At 62.1% G+C, this 23,388-nt stretch carries 23 protein-coding genes; 8 read left to right on the top strand and 15 right to left on the bottom strand.

All coding sequences use genetic code 11. The features are described from left to right. Positions 1 to 128: 128 nt before the first annotated feature. From EBBID32_RS23480 to EBBID32_RS06480, 3 genes are all read right to left on the bottom strand, one after another. The gene (locus EBBID32_RS23480) at positions 129 to 509 is read right to left on the bottom strand and encodes a response regulator (protein ID WP_156022484.1); all 381 of its coding nucleotides are present in this window, start codon (positions 507 to 509) and stop codon (positions 129 to 131) included. Between the two features lie 278 nt (positions 510 to 787). Beyond that, positions 788 to 2,302: a catalase gene (locus tag EBBID32_RS06485; protein WP_006952719.1), complete on the bottom strand. Its 1,515-nt coding sequence runs from the start codon at positions 2,300 to 2,302 to the stop codon at positions 788 to 790. Between the two features lie 36 nt (positions 2,303 to 2,338). Further along, positions 2,339 to 3,103, bottom strand: coding sequence for a universal stress protein (locus EBBID32_RS06480; RefSeq protein ID WP_231382122.1), 765 nt, complete (start codon positions 3,101 to 3,103; stop codon positions 2,339 to 2,341). Positions 3,104 to 3,570: 467 nt separating this feature from the next. Here EBBID32_RS06480 and EBBID32_RS06475 point away from each other — a divergent pair, with 467 nt between their 5' ends. The 5 genes from EBBID32_RS06475 (at position 3,571) to EBBID32_RS06455 (ending at position 6,859) form a co-directional block, all read left to right on the top strand. After that, on the top strand, positions 3,571 to 4,260 hold the full coding sequence (locus EBBID32_RS06475; protein WP_006952715.1) for an NnrU family protein: 690 nt from the start codon (positions 3,571 to 3,573) through the stop codon (positions 4,258 to 4,260). A 122-nt stretch (positions 4,261 to 4,382) separates the two neighbouring features. Further along, a complete protein-coding gene (locus EBBID32_RS06470) occupies positions 4,383 to 4,784 on the top strand; it encodes a group III truncated hemoglobin (RefSeq protein WP_006952713.1) in 402 nt (133 codons plus the stop codon). Between the two features lie 51 nt (positions 4,785 to 4,835). Beyond that, positions 4,836 to 5,105 (top strand): DUF1971 domain-containing protein, encoded by a 270-nt coding sequence (locus tag EBBID32_RS06465; RefSeq protein ID WP_006952711.1) that lies wholly within the window; start codon positions 4,836 to 4,838, stop codon positions 5,103 to 5,105. 42 nt (positions 5,106 to 5,147) lie between these two features. After that, the gene (gene hmpA, locus EBBID32_RS06460) at positions 5,148 to 6,359 is read left to right on the top strand and encodes an NO-inducible flavohemoprotein (RefSeq protein ID WP_006952709.1); all 1,212 of its coding nucleotides are present in this window, start codon (positions 5,148 to 5,150) and stop codon (positions 6,357 to 6,359) included. 35 nt (positions 6,360 to 6,394) lie between these two features. Then, positions 6,395 to 6,859, top strand: coding sequence for a hypothetical protein (locus EBBID32_RS06455; RefSeq protein ID WP_006952707.1), 465 nt, complete (start codon positions 6,395 to 6,397; stop codon positions 6,857 to 6,859). Between the two features lie 226 nt (positions 6,860 to 7,085). Here EBBID32_RS06455 and EBBID32_RS06450 read toward each other — a convergent pair whose 3' ends face one another. From EBBID32_RS06450 to EBBID32_RS06435, 4 genes are all read right to left on the bottom strand, one after another. Beyond that, on the bottom strand, positions 7,086 to 7,484 hold the full coding sequence (locus EBBID32_RS06450; RefSeq protein ID WP_051093290.1) for a hypothetical protein: 399 nt from the start codon (positions 7,482 to 7,484) through the stop codon (positions 7,086 to 7,088). Then, positions 7,481 to 7,897, bottom strand: coding sequence for a response regulator transcription factor (locus EBBID32_RS06445; RefSeq protein ID WP_037489220.1), 417 nt, complete (start codon positions 7,895 to 7,897; stop codon positions 7,481 to 7,483). The genes EBBID32_RS06450 and EBBID32_RS06445 overlap by 4 nt, the downstream gene beginning before the upstream one ends. Before the next feature lie 86 nt (positions 7,898 to 7,983). Further along, entirely contained in the window at positions 7,984 to 8,598 is a 615-nt protein-coding gene (locus EBBID32_RS06440) for a response regulator transcription factor (RefSeq protein ID WP_006952700.1), read from the bottom strand. Then, positions 8,588 to 10,468, bottom strand: a complete 1,881-nt coding sequence (locus EBBID32_RS06435) for a PAS domain-containing sensor histidine kinase (RefSeq protein ID WP_006952698.1) — start codon at positions 10,466 to 10,468, stop codon at positions 8,588 to 8,590. Before EBBID32_RS06435 ends, EBBID32_RS06440 begins: the two co-directional genes overlap by 11 nt. Before the next feature lie 462 nt (positions 10,469 to 10,930). Between EBBID32_RS06435 and EBBID32_RS06430 the strand changes: the two genes are divergently transcribed. Continuing rightward, positions 10,931 to 11,941 (top strand): 2-hydroxyacid dehydrogenase, encoded by a 1,011-nt coding sequence (locus tag EBBID32_RS06430; protein WP_006952697.1) that lies wholly within the window; start codon positions 10,931 to 10,933, stop codon positions 11,939 to 11,941. Between the two features lie 354 nt (positions 11,942 to 12,295). Here the strand turns inward: EBBID32_RS06430 and EBBID32_RS06425 are convergent, their stop codons facing one another. The 4 genes from EBBID32_RS06425 to EBBID32_RS06410 are packed head-to-tail and all read right to left on the bottom strand — an operon-like array spanning position 12,296 to position 18,178. Then, the gene (locus tag EBBID32_RS06425) at positions 12,296 to 12,496 is read right to left on the bottom strand and encodes a hypothetical protein (protein ID WP_006952696.1); all 201 of its coding nucleotides are present in this window, start codon (positions 12,494 to 12,496) and stop codon (positions 12,296 to 12,298) included. A 48-nt stretch (positions 12,497 to 12,544) separates the two neighbouring features. Next, a complete protein-coding gene (gene mobF, locus EBBID32_RS06420; protein ID WP_006952695.1) occupies positions 12,545 to 15,589 on the bottom strand; it encodes a MobF family relaxase in 3,045 nt (1,014 codons plus the stop codon). Then, positions 15,589 to 17,898 carry a type IV secretion system DNA-binding domain-containing protein gene (locus tag EBBID32_RS06415; RefSeq protein ID WP_006952694.1) on the bottom strand — a complete coding sequence of 770 codons (2,310 nt, stop codon included), beginning with the start codon at positions 17,896 to 17,898 and terminating at the stop codon, positions 15,589 to 15,591. The genes mobF and EBBID32_RS06415 overlap by 1 nt, the downstream gene beginning before the upstream one ends. Further along, positions 17,888 to 18,178, bottom strand: a complete 291-nt coding sequence (locus tag EBBID32_RS06410) for a hypothetical protein (protein WP_006952693.1) — start codon at positions 18,176 to 18,178, stop codon at positions 17,888 to 17,890. Before EBBID32_RS06410 ends, EBBID32_RS06415 begins: the two co-directional genes overlap by 11 nt. Before the next feature lie 536 nt (positions 18,179 to 18,714). On the opposite strand from EBBID32_RS06410, the gene EBBID32_RS06405 reads away from it, so the two are divergent. Continuing rightward, on the top strand, positions 18,715 to 18,933 hold the full coding sequence (locus tag EBBID32_RS06405; protein ID WP_006952692.1) for a hypothetical protein: 219 nt from the start codon (positions 18,715 to 18,717) through the stop codon (positions 18,931 to 18,933). A 121-nt stretch (positions 18,934 to 19,054) separates the two neighbouring features. Here EBBID32_RS06405 and EBBID32_RS06400 read toward each other — a convergent pair whose 3' ends face one another. Beyond that, entirely contained in the window at positions 19,055 to 19,279 is a 225-nt protein-coding gene (locus tag EBBID32_RS06400; RefSeq protein ID WP_006952691.1) for a hypothetical protein, read from the bottom strand. Between the two features lie 671 nt (positions 19,280 to 19,950). Between EBBID32_RS06400 and EBBID32_RS06395 the strand changes: the two genes are divergently transcribed. After that, on the top strand, positions 19,951 to 20,142 hold the full coding sequence (locus tag EBBID32_RS06395) for a hypothetical protein (protein ID WP_006952689.1): 192 nt from the start codon (positions 19,951 to 19,953) through the stop codon (positions 20,140 to 20,142). Positions 20,143 to 20,167: 25 nt separating this feature from the next. Here EBBID32_RS06395 and EBBID32_RS06390 read toward each other — a convergent pair whose 3' ends face one another. The 3 genes from EBBID32_RS06390 to EBBID32_RS24805 form a co-directional block, all read right to left on the bottom strand. Beyond that, on the bottom strand, positions 20,168 to 20,734 hold the full coding sequence (locus tag EBBID32_RS06390) for a hypothetical protein (protein ID WP_006952688.1): 567 nt from the start codon (positions 20,732 to 20,734) through the stop codon (positions 20,168 to 20,170). A 196-nt stretch (positions 20,735 to 20,930) separates the two neighbouring features. After that, positions 20,931 to 21,932, bottom strand: a complete 1,002-nt coding sequence (locus tag EBBID32_RS06385) for a DUF2493 domain-containing protein (protein WP_006952687.1) — start codon at positions 21,930 to 21,932, stop codon at positions 20,931 to 20,933. A gap of 942 nt (positions 21,933 to 22,874) precedes the next feature. Further along, positions 22,875 to 23,132, bottom strand: a complete 258-nt coding sequence (locus tag EBBID32_RS24805) for a hypothetical protein (RefSeq protein ID WP_006952686.1) — start codon at positions 23,130 to 23,132, stop codon at positions 22,875 to 22,877. Positions 23,133 to 23,388 lie beyond the last annotated feature (256 nt).

Here is a 23,388-nt window from a genome sequence, read left to right as displayed (position 1 = left end):
AATCCCCCAATGCTCGCTCGCGACCATTTGTCATCTGTGACACTTTGACCGGCGGTAAAGTGTCGCAGATGCTTGTTTGAATCGAACGATGCTGGTCATCCGATCACGCCAATCCGGTTTGGCAAAACCTACCCGCCCAGAAGCGCGCTCAGTGCTGCGACAAGACGACTCATCCTGTAAGGTTTATGAAGGAAACTCGCCCCTTCCGGCAGTTCACCATCCGTAGGGAAGACACCGCCCGATGAAATCAGCAGAGCTAGTCCAGGATCTCGTTCTCGCAAAAGATGCGCAAGCGCGAGACCGTCGATCGATCCTGGCATCTGGATATCGGTTACGACTTCCCGAATGTCGCAGCGACCATGCATCACGCGCAATGCATGGTCCGCGCTACCAGCTTCGATCACCTCAAAACCACAGCAGGTCAGGTGGGTGACAAGCATGGTACGTATCTGGTCTTCATCATCAACAACCAGAACGACTTGTTTGCTTCGAGATGGAGGTAGCTGCAAGCCACTACCGCCTGTTAATCACCATAAGCGTAGTCCGGTGTTTCATTGCCATGTCATACCCTCTGCACCCGCACCTTGATGGCCAATCGACTATATGCCCAGTATCGGCCACGCCCGGTTTCAGCCCGGAGTTTATCCATCATACACCCATTCCCGGCAATCCGGCGTGGCGACCCATGTCCTTCCTGCCAGAAAGCCGCAATGTAAACGGTATCCCAGTCGCCGGACCGGAGAGAACGGTGGCGCCTGGGTCCGGATTCCGGATGTCCCGCCCGCAGCTACTCGGCGAGTTCCGGGACAGTGGGTAGTTCGCTCACCGCTCGCGCCGCCATGCCCAAAGCCCGGGCCACACCGGCGCCATAGGCCGGATCGCAGCGGGTGCAGTTGTCGATGTGCCGCTGCTTGATGAAGTCCGGCGCGTCGCCCATCGCGCGGGCCGTGTTGGCGAACAGGGCCTCCTGCTGCGCCGGGCTCATCTGCTCGAACAGCTTGCGCGGCTGGGTGAAGTAGTCGTCGTCGTCCTCGCGGTAGTTCCAGAAGGCGGCATCGCCGTTGATCTTGAGCGGCGGCTCGCCGAAGTCGGGCTGGTCCACCCACTGGCCGAAGCTGTTCGGCTGGTAGTGCGGCAAACCGCCGTAGTTGCCGTCCATCCGCCCCTGGCCGTCGCGGTGGTTACTGAACACCGGGCAGCGCGGGGCGTTGACCGGAATCTGGTGGTGGTTGACCCCCAGGCGGTAACGCTGGGCGTCGGCATAGTTGAACAGCCGCGCCTGGAGCATCTTGTCGGGCGAGAAGCCGATGCCCGGCGGCACCGTCGAGGGCGCGAAGGCGCTTTGCTCGACGTCCTGGAAGAAGTTCTCCGGATTGCGGTTCAGTTCGAACTCGCCGACCTCGATCAGTGGGTAGTCCGCCTTGTACCAGACCTTGGTCAGGTCGAACGGGTGGAAGCGATAGGTCTCGGCCTCCGCCTCGGGCATGATCTGGACGTACATCGTCCACTTCGGGAAGTCGCCGCGCTCGATCGCCTCGTAGAGATCGCGCTGGTGGCTTTCGCGGTCGCCGCCGACCAGCTCCGCCGCCTGCGCGTCGGTCAGGTTCTCGATGTCCTGCTGGGTCTTGAAGTGGAACTTGACCCAAAACCGCTCGCCCGCCTCGTTCCAGAAGCTGTAGGTGTGGCTGCCGAAGCCATGCATGTGGCGGTAGCTCTTGGGGATGCCCCGGTCGGACATCACGATCGTCACCTGGTGGAACGCCTCGGGCAGCAGGGTCCAGAAGTCCCAGTTGTTGGTGGCCGAACGCAGGTTAGTCCGCGGATCGCGCTTCACCGCCTTGTTGAGGTCGGGGAACTTGCGCGGGTCGCGCAGGAAGAAGACCGGCGTGTTGTTACCGACCATGTCCCAGTTGCCTTCCTCGGTGTAGAACTTCAGCGCGAAGCCGCGGATGTCGCGCTCGGCATCGGCCGCGCCGCGCTCGCCGGCGACGGTGGTGAAGCGGGCGAACATCTCGGTCTTCTTGCCGATCTCAGAGAAGATCTTGGCGCGGGTGTAGCGGGTGATGTCGTGGGTGACGGTGAAGGTCCCGAACGCGCCCGAACCCTTGGCGTGCATCCGCCGCTCGGGGATCACCTCGCGCACGAAGTTGGCGAGCTTTTCGTTCAGCCAGACGTCCTGCGACAGCAGCGGCCCGCGCGGGCCGGCGGTCTGCGAGTTCTGGTTGTCGGGTACCGGGGCGCCGAAGGCCGTGGTCAGGTGGGTGACGGGGCAGGTCCCCTTGTTCAGGATGGAATCGGACATGGTCTTGCCTCCTCTTCTGGCGACAGCGCGCCCGGATCAGTGCGAAAACAGCAGGGGAATCGCAGCTCCGCCAAGCAGATCTCGTGTAACTCCGCCAAGAATGATCTCACGCAGGCGGGAATGTCCATAGGCTCCAAGCGACAGCAGCCCGGCGCCGCGTTCGCGCGCAGCTTTGACCAACGCATCCGCATCGGACAATTCACCTGCGGAACTGGGAACGACCGTCGATGCGAATCCGTGCCGAGCGAGATGCCGCGCGATATCCGTCCCCGGCTCAGAACCGTGACCCTTCGTTGAGGGCTTGGCATCGAGAACGATCACGTCGATCTTGGCACCCGGCATGGCAAAGGCTGTAGCATCGCGTAGCGCATGGGTCGCTTCGCGGGTTGCGTTCCAGCCAATCGCCAGATGCGCAAGCGCGCGAGGCTTGTGCCCGTTAGGCAGGACGAGCACCGGCCGACCTGACGCGAACAGGATGCTTTCGATTGTTTCACGGCGGATCGGCGGGTAGTCGTAGTTACCGGCAGGGCCGAACAGGACGACGTCGGCGTAACGCGCGTAGACCGCGGACTTCGTGAAGATATTGGCTGGCAGGTCGGATATTGTCCGGAGTTCGACATTGGAAGCTCGGGCAAGCTTGGCGATACGCTGCTGCTTGACTTCGACCGCATCCGTATATTCCTGAAGAAAGACATAGGGTCGCGCGATAGTCAGCGCGTAATCGGTCGAGGGAAGAGCTGACAGGACAAGGATCGAAAGGCTGGCGCCATGGAATTCGGCGAAGGCCAGCGCATCGCGCACGAACTGCTCATCCCTGTCCCCGGTATCGACCACGGCGAGAATATCCTTGATAGCCATTATGCTCTCCAATTTGCCGGTACCGGTATTGGCTACCCCGCGCCCAAGAGAGATTCATTTGGGTGTTCTACGTAGTGTTTCAGCGCCAGGCATGGCCCCGTGCTGGTCGAGCGCAGCATCGGCCGCCGCCCTGGATACGTTCCATTGCCTGACATGCGCTCCGCGCGAAATGAGCAGTGTCGGCCAGGCAGATGGTTTACCGGTGGCTTCCATGCGACGGTCCGTGGGGGGACACGAACGTATGTTCGGATGGGAGGGCATCATACCTTCATGACAGAAACCGGGCGTGCAACGCCGTAATGAAGATGTCTCGCTGGTCCCGTCCCGTTCTTTTGCAATCAGTTAGGTGCAGCCAAACCTCGGAACTTTACGGATGTGCACGCGCTGCCGAGTAGAGGCAGTCTGAGAGCATGACCGAGTTTCTGGCGGCGCTCGCCATATTCCTTGCAAGCCATAGCATCCCGGCCCGGCCGCGTACGCGCGCGGCGCTGGTCGGGATTCTTGGTGAGCGGTTCTATATCGCGATATACGCCTTGATCTCCCTTGCTCTCCTCGGCTGGCTGATCGTAGCGGCGCGGCACGCGCCCTACATCCCGCTTTGGGCTCCGGAGCCATCCCTATACTGGGCTCCGATCCTGGTGATGCCGGTGGCATTGTTTTTTCTGATCGGTGGCACAATCATCCCAAACCCCCTGTCCGTCGGCTTCATGGCCAATCGCTTCGATCCGAAGAAGCCCGGTTTAGTGGGAATAACGCGCCACCCTATTTTGTGGGGCTTTGTGTTCTGGTCAGCCTGTCACGTCATTCCCAACGGAGACCTCGTCTCGGTAATCCTGTTCGGCGGCTTCGCAGCGTTCGCACTCCTGGCCATGCCGATCATCGACCGGCGGAAGCAGCGCCAATTGGGTCTGGGCTGGCCCGATCTTGCCAGGCGGACATCGGTCATACCATTCTGGGCAATGTTGCGAGGCCCAGGCAGCCGGGCGTGGCCTGGACACAGCTTCGCGATGACGGCCGTCATCACGATCATCGCCTATGCCGCGCTGCTTCTTGCCCATGCCACTCTTTTCGGACCAGATCCGACGATCATTCTATTTTGAGGCTGCTGTCGCGCATGCCCGCAGAATCTGACGAACCGAGGCTACTGCAAGATGTGTTTTGCTTGCAAATTTTTGGCGAGTGCATATAGATGCATTACAGATGCATGATTGGAGCATGAGTCGTGACTGCGATCAAAGGAATCGACGAAAGGCGGTTGGAAAAGCTCGTCGAGAGTTTCTACGCCCGGGTGCGCGCCGATGATGCGTTGGGGCCGATCTTTAACGACGCGATCAACGATTGGCCTGAGCATCTCGAGAAGCTGACCGCCTTCTGGTCGTCGGTCATGCTGACCAGCGGACGCTACAAGGGGCAGCCCGTGCCGGCCCATCGCAAACATGGCGAGCGTATTACGCCGGAGCTTTTCGAGCGGTGGCTCAGCCTCTGGAACAGCACGACCGCCGAACTGATGGAGCCCGAGGCCGCCGCCGCGCTCCAAGCGAAGGCGGCACGGATCGCCGAGAGCCTGCAGCTCGCTCTTTTCTTCAAACTTCCGGACGTTCCGCCAGCAAAGGCGGCTGCGTGACCAGGAACCGTCCCGCATCTCCCCTTTTGTCCATTGCTGCAAGGAACAGACATGGCTGAGCCTTATCGCTCGACGCCGATCTTCGACGAAATCACCCTTCCTGCGGCGCTACGAGCCAACCACCAGACCAAGGAAGGCGTCTGGGGCATCATCCGCGTGCTCGAGGGCGAATTGAATTTGACCTATGTCGAGCCGCACGCAGAGCAGGTTCTAACCCCGGGCGCCCCGGGGTTGGTCGCGCCGGAACAGGTCCACTATGTCACCGCGCTCGGCCCGATGCGCATGCAGGTCGATTTCTATCACGAACCACCCAGCCTCTGAAAAATATATCAGGGTCCTTTTTCATACCAGCAGGAGATTTTGATGTCGCAGACCTTGAGCGGCGAGACCATTTCGCTCGTCAAAGCCACCGTTCCCGCGCTCGAGGCGCATGGGCTCGACATTGTCCATGAAATGTATTCCCGGATGTTCCAGAATGAAGAGATTCGGGATCTCTTCAATCAATCGCATCATGGCGATAGCGGGTCACAGCCCAGAGCGTTGACCGGGGCCATCCTCGCCTATGCCAGCAACATCGACAACCTCGGTGCCCTTGCACCGGCCGTCGAGCGGATCGCGCAAAAACACGTCGGTCTGCAGATTCTTCCGGAACATTATCCGCATGTCGCCGAAGCATTACTCGGCGCGATCAAGGCGGTGCTGGGCGACGCAGCAACCGACGAAATCCTGGCTGCCTGGGGCGAAGCCTATTGGTTCCTAGCAAACATCCTGATCGCTCGCGAAGGACATATCTATCGTGATCTTGCTTCTGCGGATGGCGGCTGGAGCGGCTGGAGGGATTTCATCATCGATGACGTCCGGCGCGAGAGCGAGATCATCACCTCTTTTACGCTCCGCCCCAAGGACGGCGGTTCCGTCATCCGGCACAAGCCGGGTCAATATCTGACCTTCTGGCTCGAAATCCCCGGACATCCGCCGATCAAACGAAACTATTCGATCTCGGATGCCCCCAACGGCAAGACCTACCGCATCTCCGTGAAGCGCGAACCCCAAGGGCTGGCATCGGGTTGGCTCCATGACGAAGCAAAGTCCGGAACTCTGCTCAAGGTCGCTCCGCCTGCCGGTGAATTCTTCCTCGCGGAACGGCCCGAACGTCCGGTGGTTCTGCTTTCGGGAGGCGTGGGCCTCACACCCATGGTATCCATGCTCGAGCATATCGTTGCCAAGCATCCAGACGTTGCGGTGCACTTCGCACATGGGACCCTCGACGGCACGACGCATGCCATGGGCGCCCATATCCGCGCGCTCACCGAACGACATCACAATGGCCGCACCACGATCTTCTACCAGGCACCGCGCGCAGCCGATGTCGCTGAACATGACTATGATGTCGCCGGCCTTATCGATGCCGAGTGGCTGACGGCAAACACACCTGTCGATGAAGCCGATTATTTTCTGTGCGGACCACGGCCGTTTCTCCGGGCATTGGTCGCTGCGCTGTCACTGAATGGTGTCGCCAACGACCGTATCCATTATGAGTTCTTCGGTCCTGCCGACGAACTTCTGGCAGCTTGAAGGCAGGCATGATCTGCTTCTGAGAGGAGGTGGTGATGGACGATTTCACCTTGGCGCGTGTTCTCCACATACTCGCCATCGTGCCCTGGATCGGAGGGGTTGCGTTCGTCACCACCGTCCTGATGCCGGCGATCCGCCGGAACAACGCTCCGGGTGAACGGCTCGCAGCATTCCATCGGTTCGAAGCAGGATTCGCCTGGCAGGCCCGGTTGTGGGTCGGGCTTGCCGGTCTTTCCGGTCTCTGGATGATTTATCGCGCCGATCTCTGGTATCGCTTTTCCGACCTTCGCTTCTGGTGGATGCACGCGATGGTAGCGGTCTGGGCAATTTTTGCAGCGATGCTCTACGTTGCCGAACCGCTCTTCCTGCACAGGCGGATGGCGCAAAGCCGCACCCCGGAGCGCGACTTTGCGCGCATGGAGCGCATGCATCGGATTCTGCTTCTTGCTTCCCTGATCGCCACAGGGGGCGCCATGGCCGGCGCCCACGGCCTCATCTAGATGAGGCCTGACCATGCACGCACCGCATGCTCATCGTAACGGTCATCCGCTATATCCAGGTCATCGATGCTTCGGGCGTGATGGCAGTAAAGAAAACCAAAGAATGGCGCGCCCTGCAGTCTAACCCTGAAGTGCTTTGAACCAGACCCCCCAAGGTTACGCCTTCCCGGTCGAACTTGGCAGGCCTTACCGCCTCTGCTTCATGACAGCAGGTTGCGAGGAAGCACTACTGGATCGGAGGCCGGTAATCCGGGTGCTGTAGGGTCAGCATGTAGGAGGAAAGATCGTCTATTTGCGCGGCTGCGATCTCGAAATTCATGACCTCCGGATAATTGTGCGAGTCCCTCAACCAGGACTTGAGTGTTTCAGCAGTCAGCCCGGGCACGTTGACCACAGCCTCGAAGGGCGGCGCTGCGGGCTCGCGCGAATTACCGGTGTTCACGGCGTGGCAAGCCGAACAGTACATCCCAGCAAAAGCGAGCCCGCGTGTCGCAGCGCTGTCTCCTGGCTGGAGCGCATCCACCCCGGCTTTCGCTCGCTCCGGCATATTTGTTCCGCCAACGGCCGAAAGGGCGACGAGGCAAACCAGCGTGAAGATTGCGCGCACAGCGAACTCCCCGGTCACGACAGGGAATGTGCTTCACTCGTGCCGGTCAACTGCGCCACGGCATCGCCAAGTGCATGTTCGCGAAAGGGCTTTTCGAGAACCCGACTGAAGCCATGCGCCAAAGCCCTTTCGCTGAGATCCGCTGACGGGAAAGCTGTGATCAGAACCGCAGGCCCCGACCACCCTTCTGCTCGTAGCCGGGACAACACTTCGATCCCATCGGTCTCCTCCAGCCTGTAGTCGGCCACCACGCAACAGGCATCCTGAGCCAGTGGGTCGGCCAGCAACGCCCCGGCCGTCGCATAGGCGCGGACATCGAAACCTCGTGCTCGCAATAGAAGCTGCAAGGATCGCCGCACACCGGCGTCGTCCTCGACCAGGAGAAGTCGGGGGCGTTCTGGAGATGGAGATGCAATAATTTCGCCTGCCATGTCGCACCATCGAACCCAGCAGCATTGCTGGCCCATTGGCAATGTCAGCAATTCCTGGCAGGGTCGTTACGTAAGTCTCCTGATCCTCAATCGGCAACGCTTGCCGCAAAGGCTATCCGGAGCGCTTCCGACAGGCTACGAACGCCTAGTTTCGCCATCAGGTTCGCGCGGTGAACTTCGACCGTTCGGGGCGAAATTCCCAAATCATAGGCTATGGTTTTGTTGGGCAGCCCCTGTGCCAGTCCCTTGAGCACATCCTGCTCTCGTGCCGAAAGCCCGGCGACGAGGATTGCCGCATCGGCGGCGCGGCTGGCGCGTCCTTCGGTGTCAGCCAGACGCTCGAAGGCACTTTCGATCGCATTCAGCAAAACTGCTTTCTCGAACGGCTTTTCGATGAAATCCACAGCACCCGCCTTCATGGCACGCACCGCAATCGAGACGTCGCCATGGCCGGTCAATACGACAACCGGCATGGAAACACCGCGCTCGCTAAGCTCCTGCTGAACCTCGAGGCCGTCCATCTCGGGCATGCGGACATCAAGAAGGATACAGCCTTGCTCGGCCTTCTTGACATGCTTCAGGAATTCCACGCCAGAAACCCACGGCGTTACGGCAAACCCCGATTTCTTCAGCATGAAACCAGCCGAACGACGAATGGCCTCCTCATCGTCGACTATGTGAATGACACGCTTATCTTCCATCAGGGTTCTCCGCCTCCGCCCTTACCAAAGTGAAATGGAATTGCGTGCCGCCGCTCCCGCCCGGAGGTTCCATCCAGATTCGGCCACCATTAGCTTCCACGATAGTGCGACAAATGGAGAGGCCCAGCCCCATGCCCTCCGATTTTGTGCTGACGAAAGCCGTGAAGAGCTGCGCAGCAACCTCAGGCACCACGCCGGGCCCCGTGTCAGCGACAGTAACCCGTACGAAGCCATGTTGGTCGGGTAGCGTACGGATTGTGAGCAAGCGCTGAGCAGATTGGCCCATGGCATCAACCGCGTTGCGGATCAGGTTCACCAGGACCTGCTGTATCTGGATTTTATCGACGAAAACACTTGCAGCCTCATGATCGATATCCATTCTTGTTTGGATAGATTTTTCGTTCGCGCCCAACAATCCAAACGCCGCGGCTTCATTGATGAGGTTGGGTAAGCTCTCGACGGTCTTCTCAATCTCGCCCCTTGCGACAAAATCACGCAGTCGGCGCACGATATGGCCTGCCCGCATCGCCTCCCTAGCTGCGTCTCCGAGCGCCTCATGGATTTCAGGGAAATCCTCAGGGTCAGGATCGGCCAGCAGATCCCGAATGGCTTCCACATAATTTGCGACCGCTGTGATCGGTTGGTTCAACTCATGTGCAAGGGTCGAGGCCATGGTCCCCATCGCGCTTACCCGTGCGACATGAATCAGTTCGGACTGAAGCTCCTCAAGCTTCTCCTGGGTGCGCTGGCGATCTGTAAGATCGCGAATGAAGCCCGTGAAGAGCCGCTGCTCTTCGCCCATAGCCTCGCCAACGGACAGTTCCATCGGGAATGTCGAGCCATCCTTGCGCATTGCGAAAACGACGCGGCCGATCCCGATGATATGCCGTTCCCCGGTGCTCAGATAGCGGGAGAGGTAGCCATCGTGACGTTCGCGATCCGGTGACGGCATGAGTATGCTGACATTGGATCCGGTTACTTCGGCTTGTGTATATTGGAACAGGCGCTCAGCGGCCGCGCTGAAGGATATGATCACCCCGCGCTCGTCGATGACGATCATCGCATCTGGCACCGTCGAGAGGATAGAACGGAGGTGAGCTTCGCTGTTTCGCAATGAGCTTTCCAGCGCGCGCTGGTCGGTGATGTCGTGGACGATCGTTGCAAAACCTCGCAGTGCGTCACCCGCTTCCTTTAAGGCCGTGATGGAGATGCCGGCGAGGAACTCGCTACCGTCCTTGCGCACCTGCCAGTCGTCAACCTCGATCTTGCCCTTCTCCGCGGCCTGCGCCAGGAAAGACTTGGGTTTGCCTGCCGCGACCGCATCGGTTGGATAGAAGAGCTCCATCGGCCTGCCGACCATCTCTGCGGCGGTCCAGCCATTCAGGCGTTCGGCCCCCTGGTTCCAGATCGTCACCTTCCCCTCGGGGTCGAGCATATAGATCGCATAGCCCTCGGCACCATCGATCAGAAGGTTCAACTCCTCGGCCAATATAGCCGTCCTGTCCGCAAGCCGACGGGCCGCCAAAGCAGTTTGGCAATGGTTTTGCCAAAGCAGGATCATACCAGCTAGAAATAGGCCGACAGCGAGCAATTGACTGACGGTGTCAGGCCAGCCATCCACCACGATAAGCGTTATAAGCGTAGTAACCGCCACACTCGAAATAACAACAATGCCAGGTCGCAATGCGACCAGTACCATGGTCGCCACGCCCAGATTCACGAAATAGTGCACACGTACATCGACATGTTCGGCGAGCTGCTCGCGCGTCAGGACGGCAATGATCGCAATGGCGATCCCGGCAAGAACCGCGGTCAGGAACTGGCGGAGAATGGATTGCTCGATGAACGTCGTCGCCGAGAGATCCCCCATTGTTCCGGATTGCCGTTCCGCATCAATTATGGCCCTGCCCCCAAACGATCTTTCACAGGAGGCAGCACTTGGCTGGGATCTCCCCTTTCCAGAGGGTTTTTATCAATTCTCATCCTGCGGAGCCAACAAAAGTTCCGGGGCCAACCAAGCATGCCTCTCCGAACGGCCAATCGGCATTCCCCTGGACGCGGCACGAGACCGGACCCAGGGGATCGCAAGCACCACCTGCGGATTCCTTTCGCAGCGCGCTAACACTAGACAGCGCCTCCTGCACGAACAGGCCGCAACCTCAGTAAGTTTCCGGATAGAGGGAACGCTGCTGCAGACATACTTTCGGCTGCACATGAGATCCGGATCGGTTGGCTGCCGACACCCCCGGGTCGTTGCATGCAAGGTGCTGCATGAGCTGATCATACTTGGACCGGCCCGCCGTTCGGCGCCCGAGCGAGGAGAAGCAAGAAGGTGGAGGTCGCGGTATTCAGCACCCGGAGTTATGATCGAGAGTTCCTCGATCTGGCAAATGCGGCAGACGGTCATGCGCATATATTGCGATATCTCGAAGCTGGCCTTTCAGAACAGACCGTAGCGTTAGCCGCAGGAGCTGACGCGATCTGCGCCTTCGTCAATGACCGCCTCGATCACACAGTGCTCGCGGCGCTTCGTGGTCATGGAACGCGATTGGTTGCGTTGCGAAGCGCTGGCTTCAACCACGTCGACCTCAAAGCGGCCGAAGCGCTTGGGATCGCGGTCGCGCGTGTCCCGGCCTATTCGCCGGAAGCGATCGCCGAGCACACTGTCGCGCTGATCCTCTCACTCAACCGAAAGTTGCACCGGGCCTATGTCCGGGTTCGCGAAGGCAACTTCGCTCTGGATGGCTTGCTCGGGTTCAATCTCAGCGCGCGAACCGTTGGCATCGTTGGAACTGGCAGGATTGGCGCGGCGGTGGCGCGCATCCTTCAAGGGTTCGGTTGTCGGCTTTTGGCTTTCGATCCGGCCCCCGATGCAAAACTCCGGCAGTTGGGCATAGAATATGTCCCGCTCGCAGAGCTGCTGCAACAGTCGGACATCATAACCATTCATTGTCCCCTGACACCCCAAACGCACCATCTGATCAACGACGACGCGCTTCAGCTGATCCGCAAGGGAACCATGCTGATCAACACGAGCCGGGGAGCTGTCGTGGATACGAGAGCCGTCATTGCCGGCCTGAAGTCAGAGCGCATCGGGGCCTTGGGGCTCGATGTCTATGAGGAGGAGGGAGACCTCTTTTTCAGGGACTTGTCGGAAAGCATGCTGCAGGATGACGTCTTCGCTCGTCTTTTGACATTCCCCAATGTCTTGATCACAGGCCATCAGGGGTTTTTTACACGCGAAGCGCTCTGGGCCATCGCGGAGACCACGATCCGCAACATCTCCAGCTTCGAAAAAAGCGGGCGCGCCATCCATCAGATTGGCACGGAGCTTCTGGCCTGACCATCAACGGACTGTCCGGCACCACGACCTTTGGACAACTCACTGCGTAGTATTGCGGATAGGTCCACACGCGCGAACAGCCGAAGCTGCGGAAATCGAGAAAGGGCGCAGTAACGCATGTACATTCTCTCAGCACCGGACGCGCATAAACGCCGCCTCTCACAATCGCAGCTTCGCACCTTGGTCGGGCTGGTGTTGCTGTCCATAACGCTGGGCACCCAGGCAATATGGGCCCTTAGCGTCCACTGATCTTTTTTCAGTATCCGTACGCCCATGAGACCCGCTGTGGACCCTGTTCTCCCAGCAGATCGGACGTGTGCACCAGTATCGCGAAGGCCGAAACGATGAAGGTCATCAGCGCCAGCCATCCCGGCGGCCCTCGCCATTGTCACGCAGATTGCGGCCATCGAGCGCCGACCGGCGGATATTGAGCTCGACCTCCTCGCCCTTGCGGGTGATTTGCACGTCTCGCGGATCGATATTGTTGCGCTTGGCATAGTCTTCGGCCGCCCGTTCGCTGCCGAACTTTCCGGCTTCTTCGAATTCCCAACCCATCGTTCATCTCCTTCATTTCGCCCCGGCACCACGCCGGCGGCAGTCACGTCACAAATCGAGTCCCAAGCTGCGCTCGGGAAGCGGCGGCAGCGGATCGGCCCGTTCGGGCTTCAGATCAGGCGGTGCTTTCGGATCCTTCGCTGCCGGGCCCGTGGCTGGACCGGTCGGCAGGGGCGGCAAGTCGCTCGGTAGCGGTGGGAGATCCGAAAGGTCGATGCCATCGATTGGTCCGGGATCGAATTTCTCGCGCGGCTGGGCGCTGGGGCCCTTCCTGCCGTCGATGTCGAGCCAACCCAGCGTCTCCAGCGCGGAGGTCTTGTTACCCGGGTTCATGTCGAGCTGGCGCTCGAGTTTCTCCCGATCGTCGACCATTATCGTGAGCTCGTCGCGCACGCGGGTCACGCCGACGTTGAAAAGGCGCTGGTTCGAGAGGTTGCGCTCATGCGCCGACATGACCGTGATCGCCTTGTCGGTGGTGATTCCTTGCGCCATGTGCATGTTGAGGCTGTAGGCAAGGTCGAGGCGGGACAGCATGGGATCACCGAGCCCTAGCGTCAGCCGGCCCTTGTCTGCAGTCTCAACCGTCACGCCGGACGCATCCACGGCTAGGACCCGCGCGAGAGCCGCGTTGTGAAGGCCCCGCTCCTTGTCGTTGGCGGTCCAGCGGATACGATCGCCTTCGCGCAGCTGGAGCGTCTTCTTTTCGGAGAGCTGTAGCCGATCACGCTGCTCGGTCGGTGAGAGTTTCTGGGGATCGAACCGGATCTTGCGACGTCCGTCGGCCAGTTCGACCTTACCGCCCGCATGGACCTTCAGCACATCATAACGTCCGCCGGCGAGACCGACGTCCTGCGCGCCGCCCCTCCCGACCTCGAGTGTTTGGCCAGCCCGATAGGTCGAGGCGTAGCGCAGCTCCTCGCGCGTCGTGTTGACGCGCTCGTAGACCGTCAGATGAATAGCCTCGCCCTTGACGCCGCCTTCAGCGACGAGGCCGTCCTGGATGCGCTGATTGATGACGGCGCGCGCGTCGCGGCCCGAGGCGAAGACGGCAGTCACCCCACGCTCCGGCTCCGAAAGCGCGAGCCACATATCGGCCGCGGCAGCCGCCGGTTCCGCCGTCTCGACGACGCGGTCCCCGAGCACCTTCATCGCCGCGCTCGCCCTGCCGACGTTGGCGAGAGCCGCGACGGTACGGAGCTTGTCGGTCCGTTGGCGGATATTCTGGTCCATACGCGCCAGGGTACCGCCGCCCGCCTGGATCATGGCGAAGGCCTTGCCGGCATCGATCGAGGATAGCTGCTGGCGGTCGCCGACCAGCACAAGTTTGTCGAGCCCAAGCGCGCTGCTGATCTGATGCAGCTTCAGCATATCGCTGGACGACACCATCGAGGTCTCGTCCACGATGACCATGGTGCCGCCGAACTTTTCGCGGGCCTCTTGATAGCGAGGCGTGTCGCGCTCAGCGATGAAACGTTCATTGGCGAGCACGAAGGAGGCAATCGTCTGGGCCTTGATACCCGCGCCCTCGGCAAGGTCTGCCACCATCTTGTTCTGGAAGGCGAGGCCGGTGACAGTCCGGCCTTCGGCTTCCGCCACGCGCGCGACCGCCTGCAACATGGTCGATTTACCGGCGCCGGCGACACCCTGGACCGACACGGTGCGATCAGCCGAGGAGAGGATCATCGTCGCGGCGGCCAGCTGGCCGGGATTGAGGGCGCGCGTCGCGGCATCCTGCAACCGCTGGGGCGCATCTGCATGCGGTAGCAGCGGCTCGGCCTTGCTCTTCCCCTCTTCGACGGCGCCAAGAATTTTCTCTTCGGTGCGCAGGGCCTCCTGTGTCGTCACCATCCGGCCGGTTCTGTCCGCTGCCGTCGCAACGCCGGGTATGAGCTGGCGGTTCTGGACCAACCGGTCGATCCGCCGTTCGATCATGTCGACGGTGACACCCTTGAGTCCGAGATCGATCGCTGTCTTGGAGAGCAGATGGACCGGCCAGGCCGCTTCGCGCTCCGACAGGATCCGCACCGCCGATGCGACCGCGAGCTGCGCGCGCGCTTCGCCGGGCGATTTGACGGCACGGACAAGAGCATTGTCGACAAGGGGATCGCGAGGGCGGGCCAAGCTGCCGAGCCTTGTCCGGGCACCATCAATGGCATCCGCGATTGCCCGGTAGCCGCGTTCGAGGGCACCTTCGGGCGGCGCCAGTCCCGCACGCGCCTCTGCCGCGGCGGCGAGATCCTTTCCGTCGAAGCCGAGTGCCGCCGCGCGGTCGATCCAGTCCTGTTTGAGCGCAGCGCGATCCTCCACGTCGAGCTTGGGATCACGCGAGCGCTTGGTGATTTCTCGCAGGCCTTCGGGCGACTTGATGCCGAGCTTCGTCGCGCGATCGAGGATCTCCTCGCGCCGCTGACTATATTCCTCGATCACTGCTTTGGGCACGCCGGTAATTTCGAAGGTGCCGTGCTTGCCTTTCAGGTCGATCTGGTAGCCGATCCGCTCCAGTTCGGAACGCAGGTACGCATGATAGATCGAGCCGATGATGCTGTTGTGGCTCCAGATCTTGTCGGCATGGAGCGCCTGCCATTTGCCGTCCGGCATGCGCGTCAGGTTGGCGATGACCGCGTGGATATGAGCCTGCGGGTCGAGCGCCCGGCTCGTATCGTGCTGGAAGAGGGCGTAGACGAGATTGCCGGTCTGGACCGGAACCTTGCGGCCTTCGACGTCGCGCCGCCCTTCGGCGAGGTTCTTTTCGACCCAGGCCATAGTGGCCTTGACCGCGGCCATGTTGGCGCCGAGCACGCGCTTGTCGTCGGCGACATAGGCCATGACCGAGGCGGACTTCGGCATGGAGAAGGTGAGATCATAGCCAGCGCGCCGGTTTTCGACCTGGGCGACGGCTTCGCCGCTCGGCAGGATACCGTTCAGAACGCCTTCGAAGGCGTCCTTGGACACCTCGCCGGCAAGCCCGATCGCGTCAGCCCCCTCCCCTCCCCAAGCGCTGATCTCGGACGAACCCTCGACCGTGTAATAGTCGTCCTTCGCGAAATAGTTCGCGGCACCGGAAGCGGAGCGGACGCCGGCGACCGAGAGCATCAGATCCCCATGTCCATGCCGTCATGGTCGCGACCCGATGAGAAATCCTGGCGCAACTCTGCAAGCGTCTGATCCTCGACCTGGGGGCCAGCCGTTGGCGCGTGGCGACCATCGCGCCGATCATCGCGGTCGCGGCCGGAGACGGTCTGCTCCTCGCCGGGCGAACGCGCGGCCTGTGCACGGTCGGCCGCGTGGGTCTGCGGGGCGGGCTGGTCACCGCGATCATCGGCGCGCTGTCCCGCCCTCTCGGCCGTTGCCTCGGTCTCCTCCTCGACCTCGGCCGAGAGGATGCGCGCTGCGAGATCCTTCGCGACATTGCCGGTTTCGGACACCTCCTCCACGACCTGGTTTGCGCCGTCCCGTCCGCCGGCTTCCCCCGCCTCATCCTCCTCGAACACCTCCTCTCCGCGCCTTGATCGCACCGGTCCGACATCGGGCCTTTGGACGAAGCCCTGGGCGATCTGTGGATAGTCCTTCCACTCGAGCAGGATCCGCGCAGCCGGGAAGCCGTCGGGGAATTTCACGAAGCCGTGCATCGAGGGCAGGTTGGTGATGTCGTCGGCAATGACGAGCGGCTCGACCTGTTTGCGCGGTGTCAGCGTCGAGGCGTCGCGGGTGTTGTTGTAGCCATAGGAATAGGCTTCATCCATCTGACGGACTTCGCGGTTGCCGATGTATCGTGCGCACTGCTCGGCGGTGTCGAGGTCTGCGGTCGCGAGGATGAGTTTGGAGCGGGCGAGCGAGGCGAGATTTCGGCCTCCCTGTTCGCCATAGACCTCGACCAGCTTCTCGAAGCTGTGGATGCCGAGGATCATGGCGCCGCCGAACGCGCGCGCCGTCTGGAGGCCATTCTCGATCGCCGGCAGACGATGCAGTGCGCCGAGCTCGTCGAACATGAACCAGGTGCGCAGCGAACGGGTGCGCGGCAAGGTCATCAGTCGGTTGATCGCAAGATCCATCCACAGCGTGAGCAGCGCCCGGTTCATCGGCAGATCGACATAGCTCGATGTGACGAACAGGATCGATCCGGGCTTCTTGTCCCGCGTGATCCAGTCGCGGATCGAGAAGGGTTCGCCCTCGTCTGGAAGGAAGCGCAGCACCTGCGCATTGGTGTTGAAGACGGCGCGGATCGATTCCGCCATGCGCGCAGCTTCCGGAGCGGTCAGCGGATCGGCGATGGTGTTGGCGAGGAAACGGTGAACGCGCTTCAGGTCCGCCGTCATCAGGTTCTCGGAGAGGGCAAGGTTGGACGTCTGGCCACGCTCCTGCAACCGGACGCACATCTCGATGAAGAGGGTGCGCGCGGCCAGCGCCCAGAAGGGTTCGGAAGAGCCGCCATCCGACGGGATCAAGGCTGCGGCGGCGGCGGTGAACTCGCTGTGCGTGCGGCAGTCGTTGAAGATCGACCAGGCCGGGCAGCGCTGGTCCATGGGATTGAGGATCGTGTCGCGTGAGGGATCGTAGAAGGCTTCGACATATGCGCCGGTGAGATCAAAGATGACGGCCGTGTCCTGGCGCTCGCGCATCTGGGTGACGAGACTCCTGAGCTCGGTCGTCTTGCCCGAGCCGGTCGTGCCAATGAGCATGACGTGGGATTGCTCGGTGCGATGCGGGAACGGGATCCCGGCAAGTGTGTAGGGATGATGGATGCCGGCTTCCTTCCGCGCGCGAAACGGCAGCGCGAGGACTTGCCGCGAGGACATGCCAGGAAGGAACTCGGCGGCTTCCTCTTCGAACTTCGCGCGGTTGTGTTCGTTGATCTCGGTAAGGAGCACGCTGCGGTCGACCAGCATGGCGCCGCGCTCGTGTCGTTCCTGAAGGATCGAACGACCGCGCCGGTGGGACAGGTCCACGAACCATATGGCCACGGGAATGGTGATGAAGATCGAGATGAGAAAGGCACCCAGGAGACCGCGCATCGCCACGGACCACGCCTTGATGACCTCGGGGATATAGGGGACCGCCTGCATCACGGTCCGCATGATCTCGCCGCTTGGCAGCGTGACGTTGACGCGCTTGTTCGGATTGAGGTCGATCCAGTTCCAGAGCGTCGCATAGATCTTCATGCAGACGAGCTGGAAACCGTGCTCGTCGAGCTTGAGCGACATGATGATGAACCAGGCGCCAACGAAGGCGAAGAACCAGAGCATGAAGGGCAGCTTGGCGCCCGAGAACCACATCATCATCTCGTGGGTGAGAAGCTGGCTGCCGCGGGTGAAATTGCCGGCATTGCGCTGCACGCGGCCGCGCGCGCTGTGGTGGGTCAAAGGGACGGGTCGGCCGTCGCTGCGGATGTCCTCACGCGCCATGATATTGCTCCAGGCGCTTGTCGGTTTCCGCGATGATGCGGTCGCGATATTCGGGAAACTGCTCGCGGATGATGATATCGAGGGCGAGCTGCTGAAACTCGCTGATGCGGGCGATCCGGCGATGGCTGGAGCTCAGCAACTGGCCCGCCGAAAGGAACCCGTCGACGGCCAGCCGGAGCAGGTCGGACGGCGTGCATCCGCGCTCCGCGGCGAGCGCTACGACGCGATCATATTTGCCGCGGTCGAGGCGGATCGAGCAATGCTTGTAGGGGGAAGTCAAACCAAGCCTCCTAGCAGGGAGGCTGGCGGGGTCTCAGAAACCGTTGCTATTTATAGATGAGTTCGAAGACCAGGGCAAGAAAATCGGGTGGCATTGAAACCATGTGTTCTCGCGTAACACGCTGGAATGGCAGAAATCCGCGGGTCTCGGAGGCCCCGAAAAGCTGTCCCACAGCCGCATACGCAATCAGATCGCTGTAAGTATCTGGAATTGTTTCAGAACCCCATGCACCTTGGTGCGTTCGGTGTGCTTCTCTGCACCAGGGCTGATCCAGTCCCAGGGGCGTCATGTGACGCGGTCGATATGGATGGGATATCGCCGCCGGCGGGGCGCCAGGCCGTCCAGTGGACGGAAGCTTTCGAGCGCGATTGAGCGTGAAGCGATCGCTCGGGCGGCGGAGCAGACGGAAGGCGGTCCTCAGGCAACGATAGCTGGGCCGTTGATGACCGATACGCGAACTTGCGCTTCCAGTGCGGCAAACCTGCCTTATAACGAACAGGTTCATAGCCCGATCAGCGTGAACCAAGAGGCCCTTCATGGCACGCACATTGGAACAGGAAAGAGCAGCGTTAGCGGAGGACGCCCGCAAGCTCGAAGAGCGGCGGCAACGGTTGGAAGAAAAGGAACGCGATGCAGCGGTTCAGGCTGTCGAAAGGGCTGGTCTGCTCAAGCTGGACGCAAAGCGGTTGAATGCACTGCTGGCGCGCATTCGCAGCCTCGGAATCGAGGAAGTGGAAAAACGCCTGACTGCGTGACAAGCCCCCGCCGCGAGGCAACTCGCGGTACGGACATGGGGGGTTCGATGCCCCCCATGTCCGTCTCCATCCTCACAACAAAAAAGGGGAGAGGCGACGCCGCGCCCCTCCCTTCTGTCGTTCAATATTCGTCGAGCACCCCGCCCTGCGCGGTGTAGACGATCCGGTCGATCATGCCCGGCGTCAGCGCGCCATAATCACCTTCGTCGATGGCGAGATAGCCAAGCTCACCGTCCTGGATGACGTGCTGGTCGAAGTAGCTGTGGAGCGCTCGGCGCTCGGCGCATGCGACGGCGGCGAAGTAGGCTGCGTGATCGGCGGCGGCGGGGTTCGTGATGGTCTGCATGTTGGCCTCCTGGCTGTCTTGAATGACAGGGTCAGGCGCGTCGGGCGGGCGAGGCCGGGTCAAGGATCGCCGGCTTGCCGGCGACCGCGTCAGCGGCGGCGGGGGTCACGATTTTCTTCGGCGGCCACCACCGCCGATTGCTTGGCACCACCGCTCGACCCGCCGAAGAAAATGGTGGGGCCCCGCCGTCCTTGAGGCGGCCTCGTTCGCCCGACAACATGGGAAGGCTGTGAGAGATTTTTCCTCTCGGGGATGCGTCCGACGCGAGGCGTAGCGGCGTGCGGACCGAAGGGTCTGCGCGGCACGCGAGCGAGGCGTCCCTGTCGCCAATCGCCGCCCCTTCGGCAGTCTTCACCACTATATCGGGTGCCCGCGATAATGTTGCGTATCCTGTTCGGCTTGGTGCGGATGGATGGCTGTGATAGGGCTGAAGCGCGCTGCGAAAACGGTGGCGCCGGGGCTCGAAAACCCTGTCGATAACGGCACTCGGTGTGAGGTTCACGCCGGGGTGCCTGCGCATATGTCCAGGTACCCCGGTACTAAAAGCGTAGGCGCACTGTTTCGACTGTGTTTTCGAGCCCCGGCTCCCGCGCCCAGCGCGCGGGAGTTTCCGGGTTCAGCATGTCCCCCGAACCCCTGCATGGGCATCACGACACGCTCCGGAGGGATGAATGCTCGAGGACGTCGACAACCGGCCAAAGGCTGACCAGACAGCCACGCGTGCGCTCGCGATCGTGCTCATGCGAAAGGTCATGCCACTGCTCGACACGCTGGGTGAGGACATCGCGGCAGGCCATCTGCAGATGGCGATCGACACCGTGCTCGGGTCCGCAACAAAGATGCCGGCGCAAGGGTCCTGCTGACTATTTGCGGTCCTTAGTCTTGGGATCAAGCCCAGACGAGCCGCGCCTCGTCGCTGACACTGGCGCTGGCAACGAGGCGCTCCAGTCGGGGAAGATAGTGCTCGACGCGTCGTTCGGCCGCGCGGGCCGGCGTCGCCGGATCGGCGAGCCGCTCGCGGAGGGTTGCAAGAGCGATATCGCCGACGCTTTCGGCCTCGATGTCGAGTGCTTCGAGCAACGCATAGGCATTGCCATAGGCAAGATCGAGCTCGAGACCGCAGTCCGATGTCAGGGCAACCCGCATCCGGATTTCCGCATCGCCGGCGCTATGATGGATGGCGATGCGGCGGCCCCTGAACTGGGCCTCTTCGACCACGGTGATGATGGCTGGATCATGGTCAAACTGGCCCGTCACCGCGGCGAGCGCCAGAGGACAGACACGCACCTCGAAGCTGTCGCCAAGATATTCGTCGGGCTCCATGAGGTCGACGCCGATCCGCTCGCCCTCGGCGCGCAGAAAGCGACGGAAGCCGGCGAGCTGGCGGGCGGTGATGACTGCGTGCGGATCGGTTGCATCATCGGCGGGAACAGCGATGCGGAAGAGGACGGACATGGTCTTTTACTCCTTGGGCAAGCCGCTTTTGTTCCCCCTCTTTCCTCGGCTCCCGATGCGGCGGCACCGGCCGGGTCGCGGGCCAGCAGCCTCGGCGGTGGGCGGGGGTTCGATGCCCCCGCCCACCGCGTGCGCCGCGCAAAAAGGAGAGGAGAGGCCCCGGCGGGTGCCGGAGCCTCTCGTCGATGCACTCAGGTCAGGCCCTGTGCGCCATGCGCTGGGTGCCCGGAGCCGTGTTGCGCTGCTGGTCGAGCTTCACGACGTGGAGCGGAACGCCCGCCTGCCGCAGCTTCTGGGCGAGATTCATCTGGATGCCAGAGCCTTCGCAGACGACGGCCTCCACCGGCTTCAGGGCGAGTAAGCGGTCGTTGCGGACGAAGGCGGCCTTGGCTCCGAGACGGCGATCCAGGCGGAACATGATGACCTTGACGCCGCGTGCTGCCGCCCAGGCTTGCGCGATGGCATCGCAGCCTTTGGTTTGTGCGGTCGTGGCGAGGATCATTTCCGGAATGCGGCCCTTGATCATGTCCAGGCCCTTCCAGAGCAGCTCGTGATCTTCCCAGGCCTGTCCGCCCGAGAATGCGACGACAGGGCCTTCGGGCGTGAACTGCTCGCGCCGCTCCCGCCCCCTCGCGGCAAGATAGTCGCGGGCGTCGATCATCGAGGCAGTGACGCCGTTGGAAACCCGGCTGCCGCGCGTCGGCGAATAGGGCCGTCCGGTCTCCACGCGATAAACCTCGGCGGCGTGATCGCGCATGCATTCCATCGCATCGCGGCATCCCTGGAGCGTCTGGCAAAGCAGTTGCGCTTCTTCGAGTTGCGAGGCGTAGATCTCGCTCGGGTCGAAGCTGCGGGCGAGATCGCCAAGCTCCTTGGCGGCATCGTCTTCGCGGTCACTGATGCGCTTCGCGACGACATGGAAGCTGTTGACGAAGCCCCAGGCGAGGTCGCTGGCGAAAGCTTCCAGGCGAGTGTCGCGGAACACGTCGAACAGCGTCGCCATCACCATCTCGACAGCGGCTCGGGCTTGCTCCGGATCGGGCATTTCAAGCTGCTCGGTCTCGTCGACGGGCGAGAGCTTCGCGCGCTCGTCATGTTCGATGAAAGCGTGCTCGTAAGCCGGGCTGCGTCCGTCGGTTCCGGTTTCGCTGGCTATGAAGCTGGCGAGGTCGGCAAAGTTTGCAAAAGACTTGGTCATGTGAGCCTCCATGGCTTTTGGATGTCTCATCCACGCGATGAGGTCTTGCTCACGGCATGCGGCGGTCAGGGAGGTCCGGCACGTTAACCGGGAAGCCGGCCCGCGGCCGGACCCTGGTTAACGCCGCGCCAGCGGGGAGTGGGGGAACCGATTTTTCCGAGTGGTCGCGCCAGCGTCCGCGCGGAAAAATTGGGGGGACCGCTCATGCTCGACGGACCGCCAACCCCGCATGCCACACTAGGCAGACACAAGAGAGGAATAGGGGTGTACGAACCTCTCCCTGTGATCCCCCCGCAAGCGGGTTCGTCACCCGAATGGGCGGAGACGGGCCGCAGGCCTGGCTCCGTGAGCTTGGCCGCAGGTCCGCGCGGCACGTGCGAACCCGCGGCTTAGCGAATAGAGCCCCGGTCCCGTCCTGAGCATGGCGAAGGGCGGGATGCGCCGCCCCCTGCTCCTTCCCGTTCAGTCGAAACGGCACAGAACCAGGATCAGCGCCCCCTCTCCCAGGGATGAGAGAAGGTCCGGAAACTGCCATTACGGCTAAATCCGTTTCTTGCGCGGAGATCTGGCATGCCGGGCTGTCGCGGACGGGAACGTTGGCGCAGCCGGATCGCATCGTACGCCCGCAAGTCGGCCCAATGCCGGGCCGGCAGTGTCATGAAGTAGGATCGAGGCGGCAGGCAAAGACGTCCGACGATGGCGCCCCCACGAGCGAAAGCGCCGCACAAGGCGCAGTACATGCCGTGATACAAACCGGGTACCTTGGGGTGAACGCGCCAGCATGAGGGGAATGCGTCGATCGAGCCAAGCCGGGTTCCGGCTCACCAGACGCAAGGGCGACCGCCGTAGCCCAGGGCGGCGAGACCGAAACCGGCGTGAGCGGACCACCCCGGCAGGAAAAGAGGAGCCGGCGGCCGACGGCCGCCGAGCCTGCCGCCGTGCTCAGTTCGGCCTGATCCAGTCGGCCGCTTCGCGCCAACCGATGATGTCGCTTCCGCTGTCGCCAACCGCATCGTTCGAGATGTCGCGCCAGGGCGAGCGCGGGCGGTAGGTCGGCATGTACCGCGCGGTGAGCAGTTCGAAGATCGAGCAGGTGTAGCCGCTGAGCCGGATCGCCAGCACGGGCTGGTTCTCGCGTGGGACGGCGGCGAGGACCGAGATGAAGCCCGAAGGGACCGGATGCAGCGTCGCATCGATCATGGTCCGGGCGAGCCTGGTCTCGAGTTCGCCCGCCTGCGAACCCTAGGGGTGCGCGTCGAGGTCGAACAGGTCGGCGTCCACGCCGCTCTGCACGATGGAGAACTCGCCCGACCAGCAGGAGTAGCCGGGGTTGAGGGCCGCGACATCGTTGCCGCGATGCGTGTCGCCGGTCTCGTCGCGCAGCCAGTCGGCGAGGGCCGGCGTGAGCCCTGTCTCTTATACACATCTGACGCTGCCGACGAGCGATCTAGTGTAG

The sequence above is a fragment of the Sphingobium indicum BiD32 genome (assembly GCF_000382885.1).
In the GTDB taxonomy this organism is placed as follows: Bacteria; Pseudomonadota; Alphaproteobacteria; order Sphingomonadales; family Sphingomonadaceae; genus Sphingobium; species Sphingobium japonicum_C.
This window is presented reverse-complemented; position numbering and strand designations above follow the sequence as displayed.

Bases quoted from the DNA above. Each gene is read 5' to 3' on its own strand.
- EBBID32_RS06485 (WP_006952719.1), bottom strand. From the start codon at position 2,302: ATGTCCGATTCCATCCTGAACAAGGGGACCTGCCCCGTCACCCACCTG.
- EBBID32_RS06475 (WP_006952715.1), top strand. From the start codon at position 3,571: ATGACCGAGTTTCTGGCGGCGCTCGCCATATTCCTTGCAAGCCATAGC.
- EBBID32_RS06465 (WP_006952711.1), top strand. From the start codon at position 4,836: ATGGCTGAGCCTTATCGCTCGACGCCGATCTTCGACGAAATCACCCTT.
- hmpA (WP_006952709.1), top strand. From the start codon at position 5,148: ATGTCGCAGACCTTGAGCGGCGAGACCATTTCGCTCGTCAAAGCCACC.
- EBBID32_RS06455 (WP_006952707.1), top strand. From the start codon at position 6,395: ATGGACGATTTCACCTTGGCGCGTGTTCTCCACATACTCGCCATCGTG.
- EBBID32_RS06445 (WP_037489220.1), bottom strand. From the start codon at position 7,897: ATGGCAGGCGAAATTATTGCATCTCCATCTCCAGAACGCCCCCGACTT.
- EBBID32_RS06440 (WP_006952700.1), bottom strand. From the start codon at position 8,598: ATGGAAGATAAGCGTGTCATTCACATAGTCGACGATGAGGAGGCCATT.
- EBBID32_RS06435 (WP_006952698.1), bottom strand. From the start codon at position 10,468: ATGGGGGATCTCTCGGCGACGACGTTCATCGAGCAATCCATTCTCCGC.
- EBBID32_RS06425 (WP_006952696.1), bottom strand. From the start codon at position 12,496: ATGGGTTGGGAATTCGAAGAAGCCGGAAAGTTCGGCAGCGAACGGGCG.
- mobF (WP_006952695.1), bottom strand. From the start codon at position 15,589: ATGCTCTCGGTCGCCGGCGTCCGCTCCGCTTCCGGTGCCGCGAACTAT.
- EBBID32_RS06415 (WP_006952694.1), bottom strand. From the start codon at position 17,898: ATGGCGCGTGAGGACATCCGCAGCGACGGCCGACCCGTCCCTTTGACC.
- EBBID32_RS06405 (WP_006952692.1), top strand. From the start codon at position 18,715: ATGGCACGCACATTGGAACAGGAAAGAGCAGCGTTAGCGGAGGACGCC.
- EBBID32_RS06400 (WP_006952691.1), bottom strand. From the start codon at position 19,279: ATGCAGACCATCACGAACCCCGCCGCCGCCGATCACGCAGCCTACTTC.
- EBBID32_RS06395 (WP_006952689.1), top strand. From the start codon at position 19,951: ATGCTCGAGGACGTCGACAACCGGCCAAAGGCTGACCAGACAGCCACG.
- EBBID32_RS06390 (WP_006952688.1), bottom strand. From the start codon at position 20,734: ATGTCCGTCCTCTTCCGCATCGCTGTTCCCGCCGATGATGCAACCGAT.
- EBBID32_RS06385 (WP_006952687.1), bottom strand. From the start codon at position 21,932: ATGACCAAGTCTTTTGCAAACTTTGCCGACCTCGCCAGCTTCATAGCC.
- EBBID32_RS24805 (WP_006952686.1), bottom strand. From the start codon at position 23,132: ATGATCGATGCGACGCTGCATCCGGTCCCTTCGGGCTTCATCTCGGTC.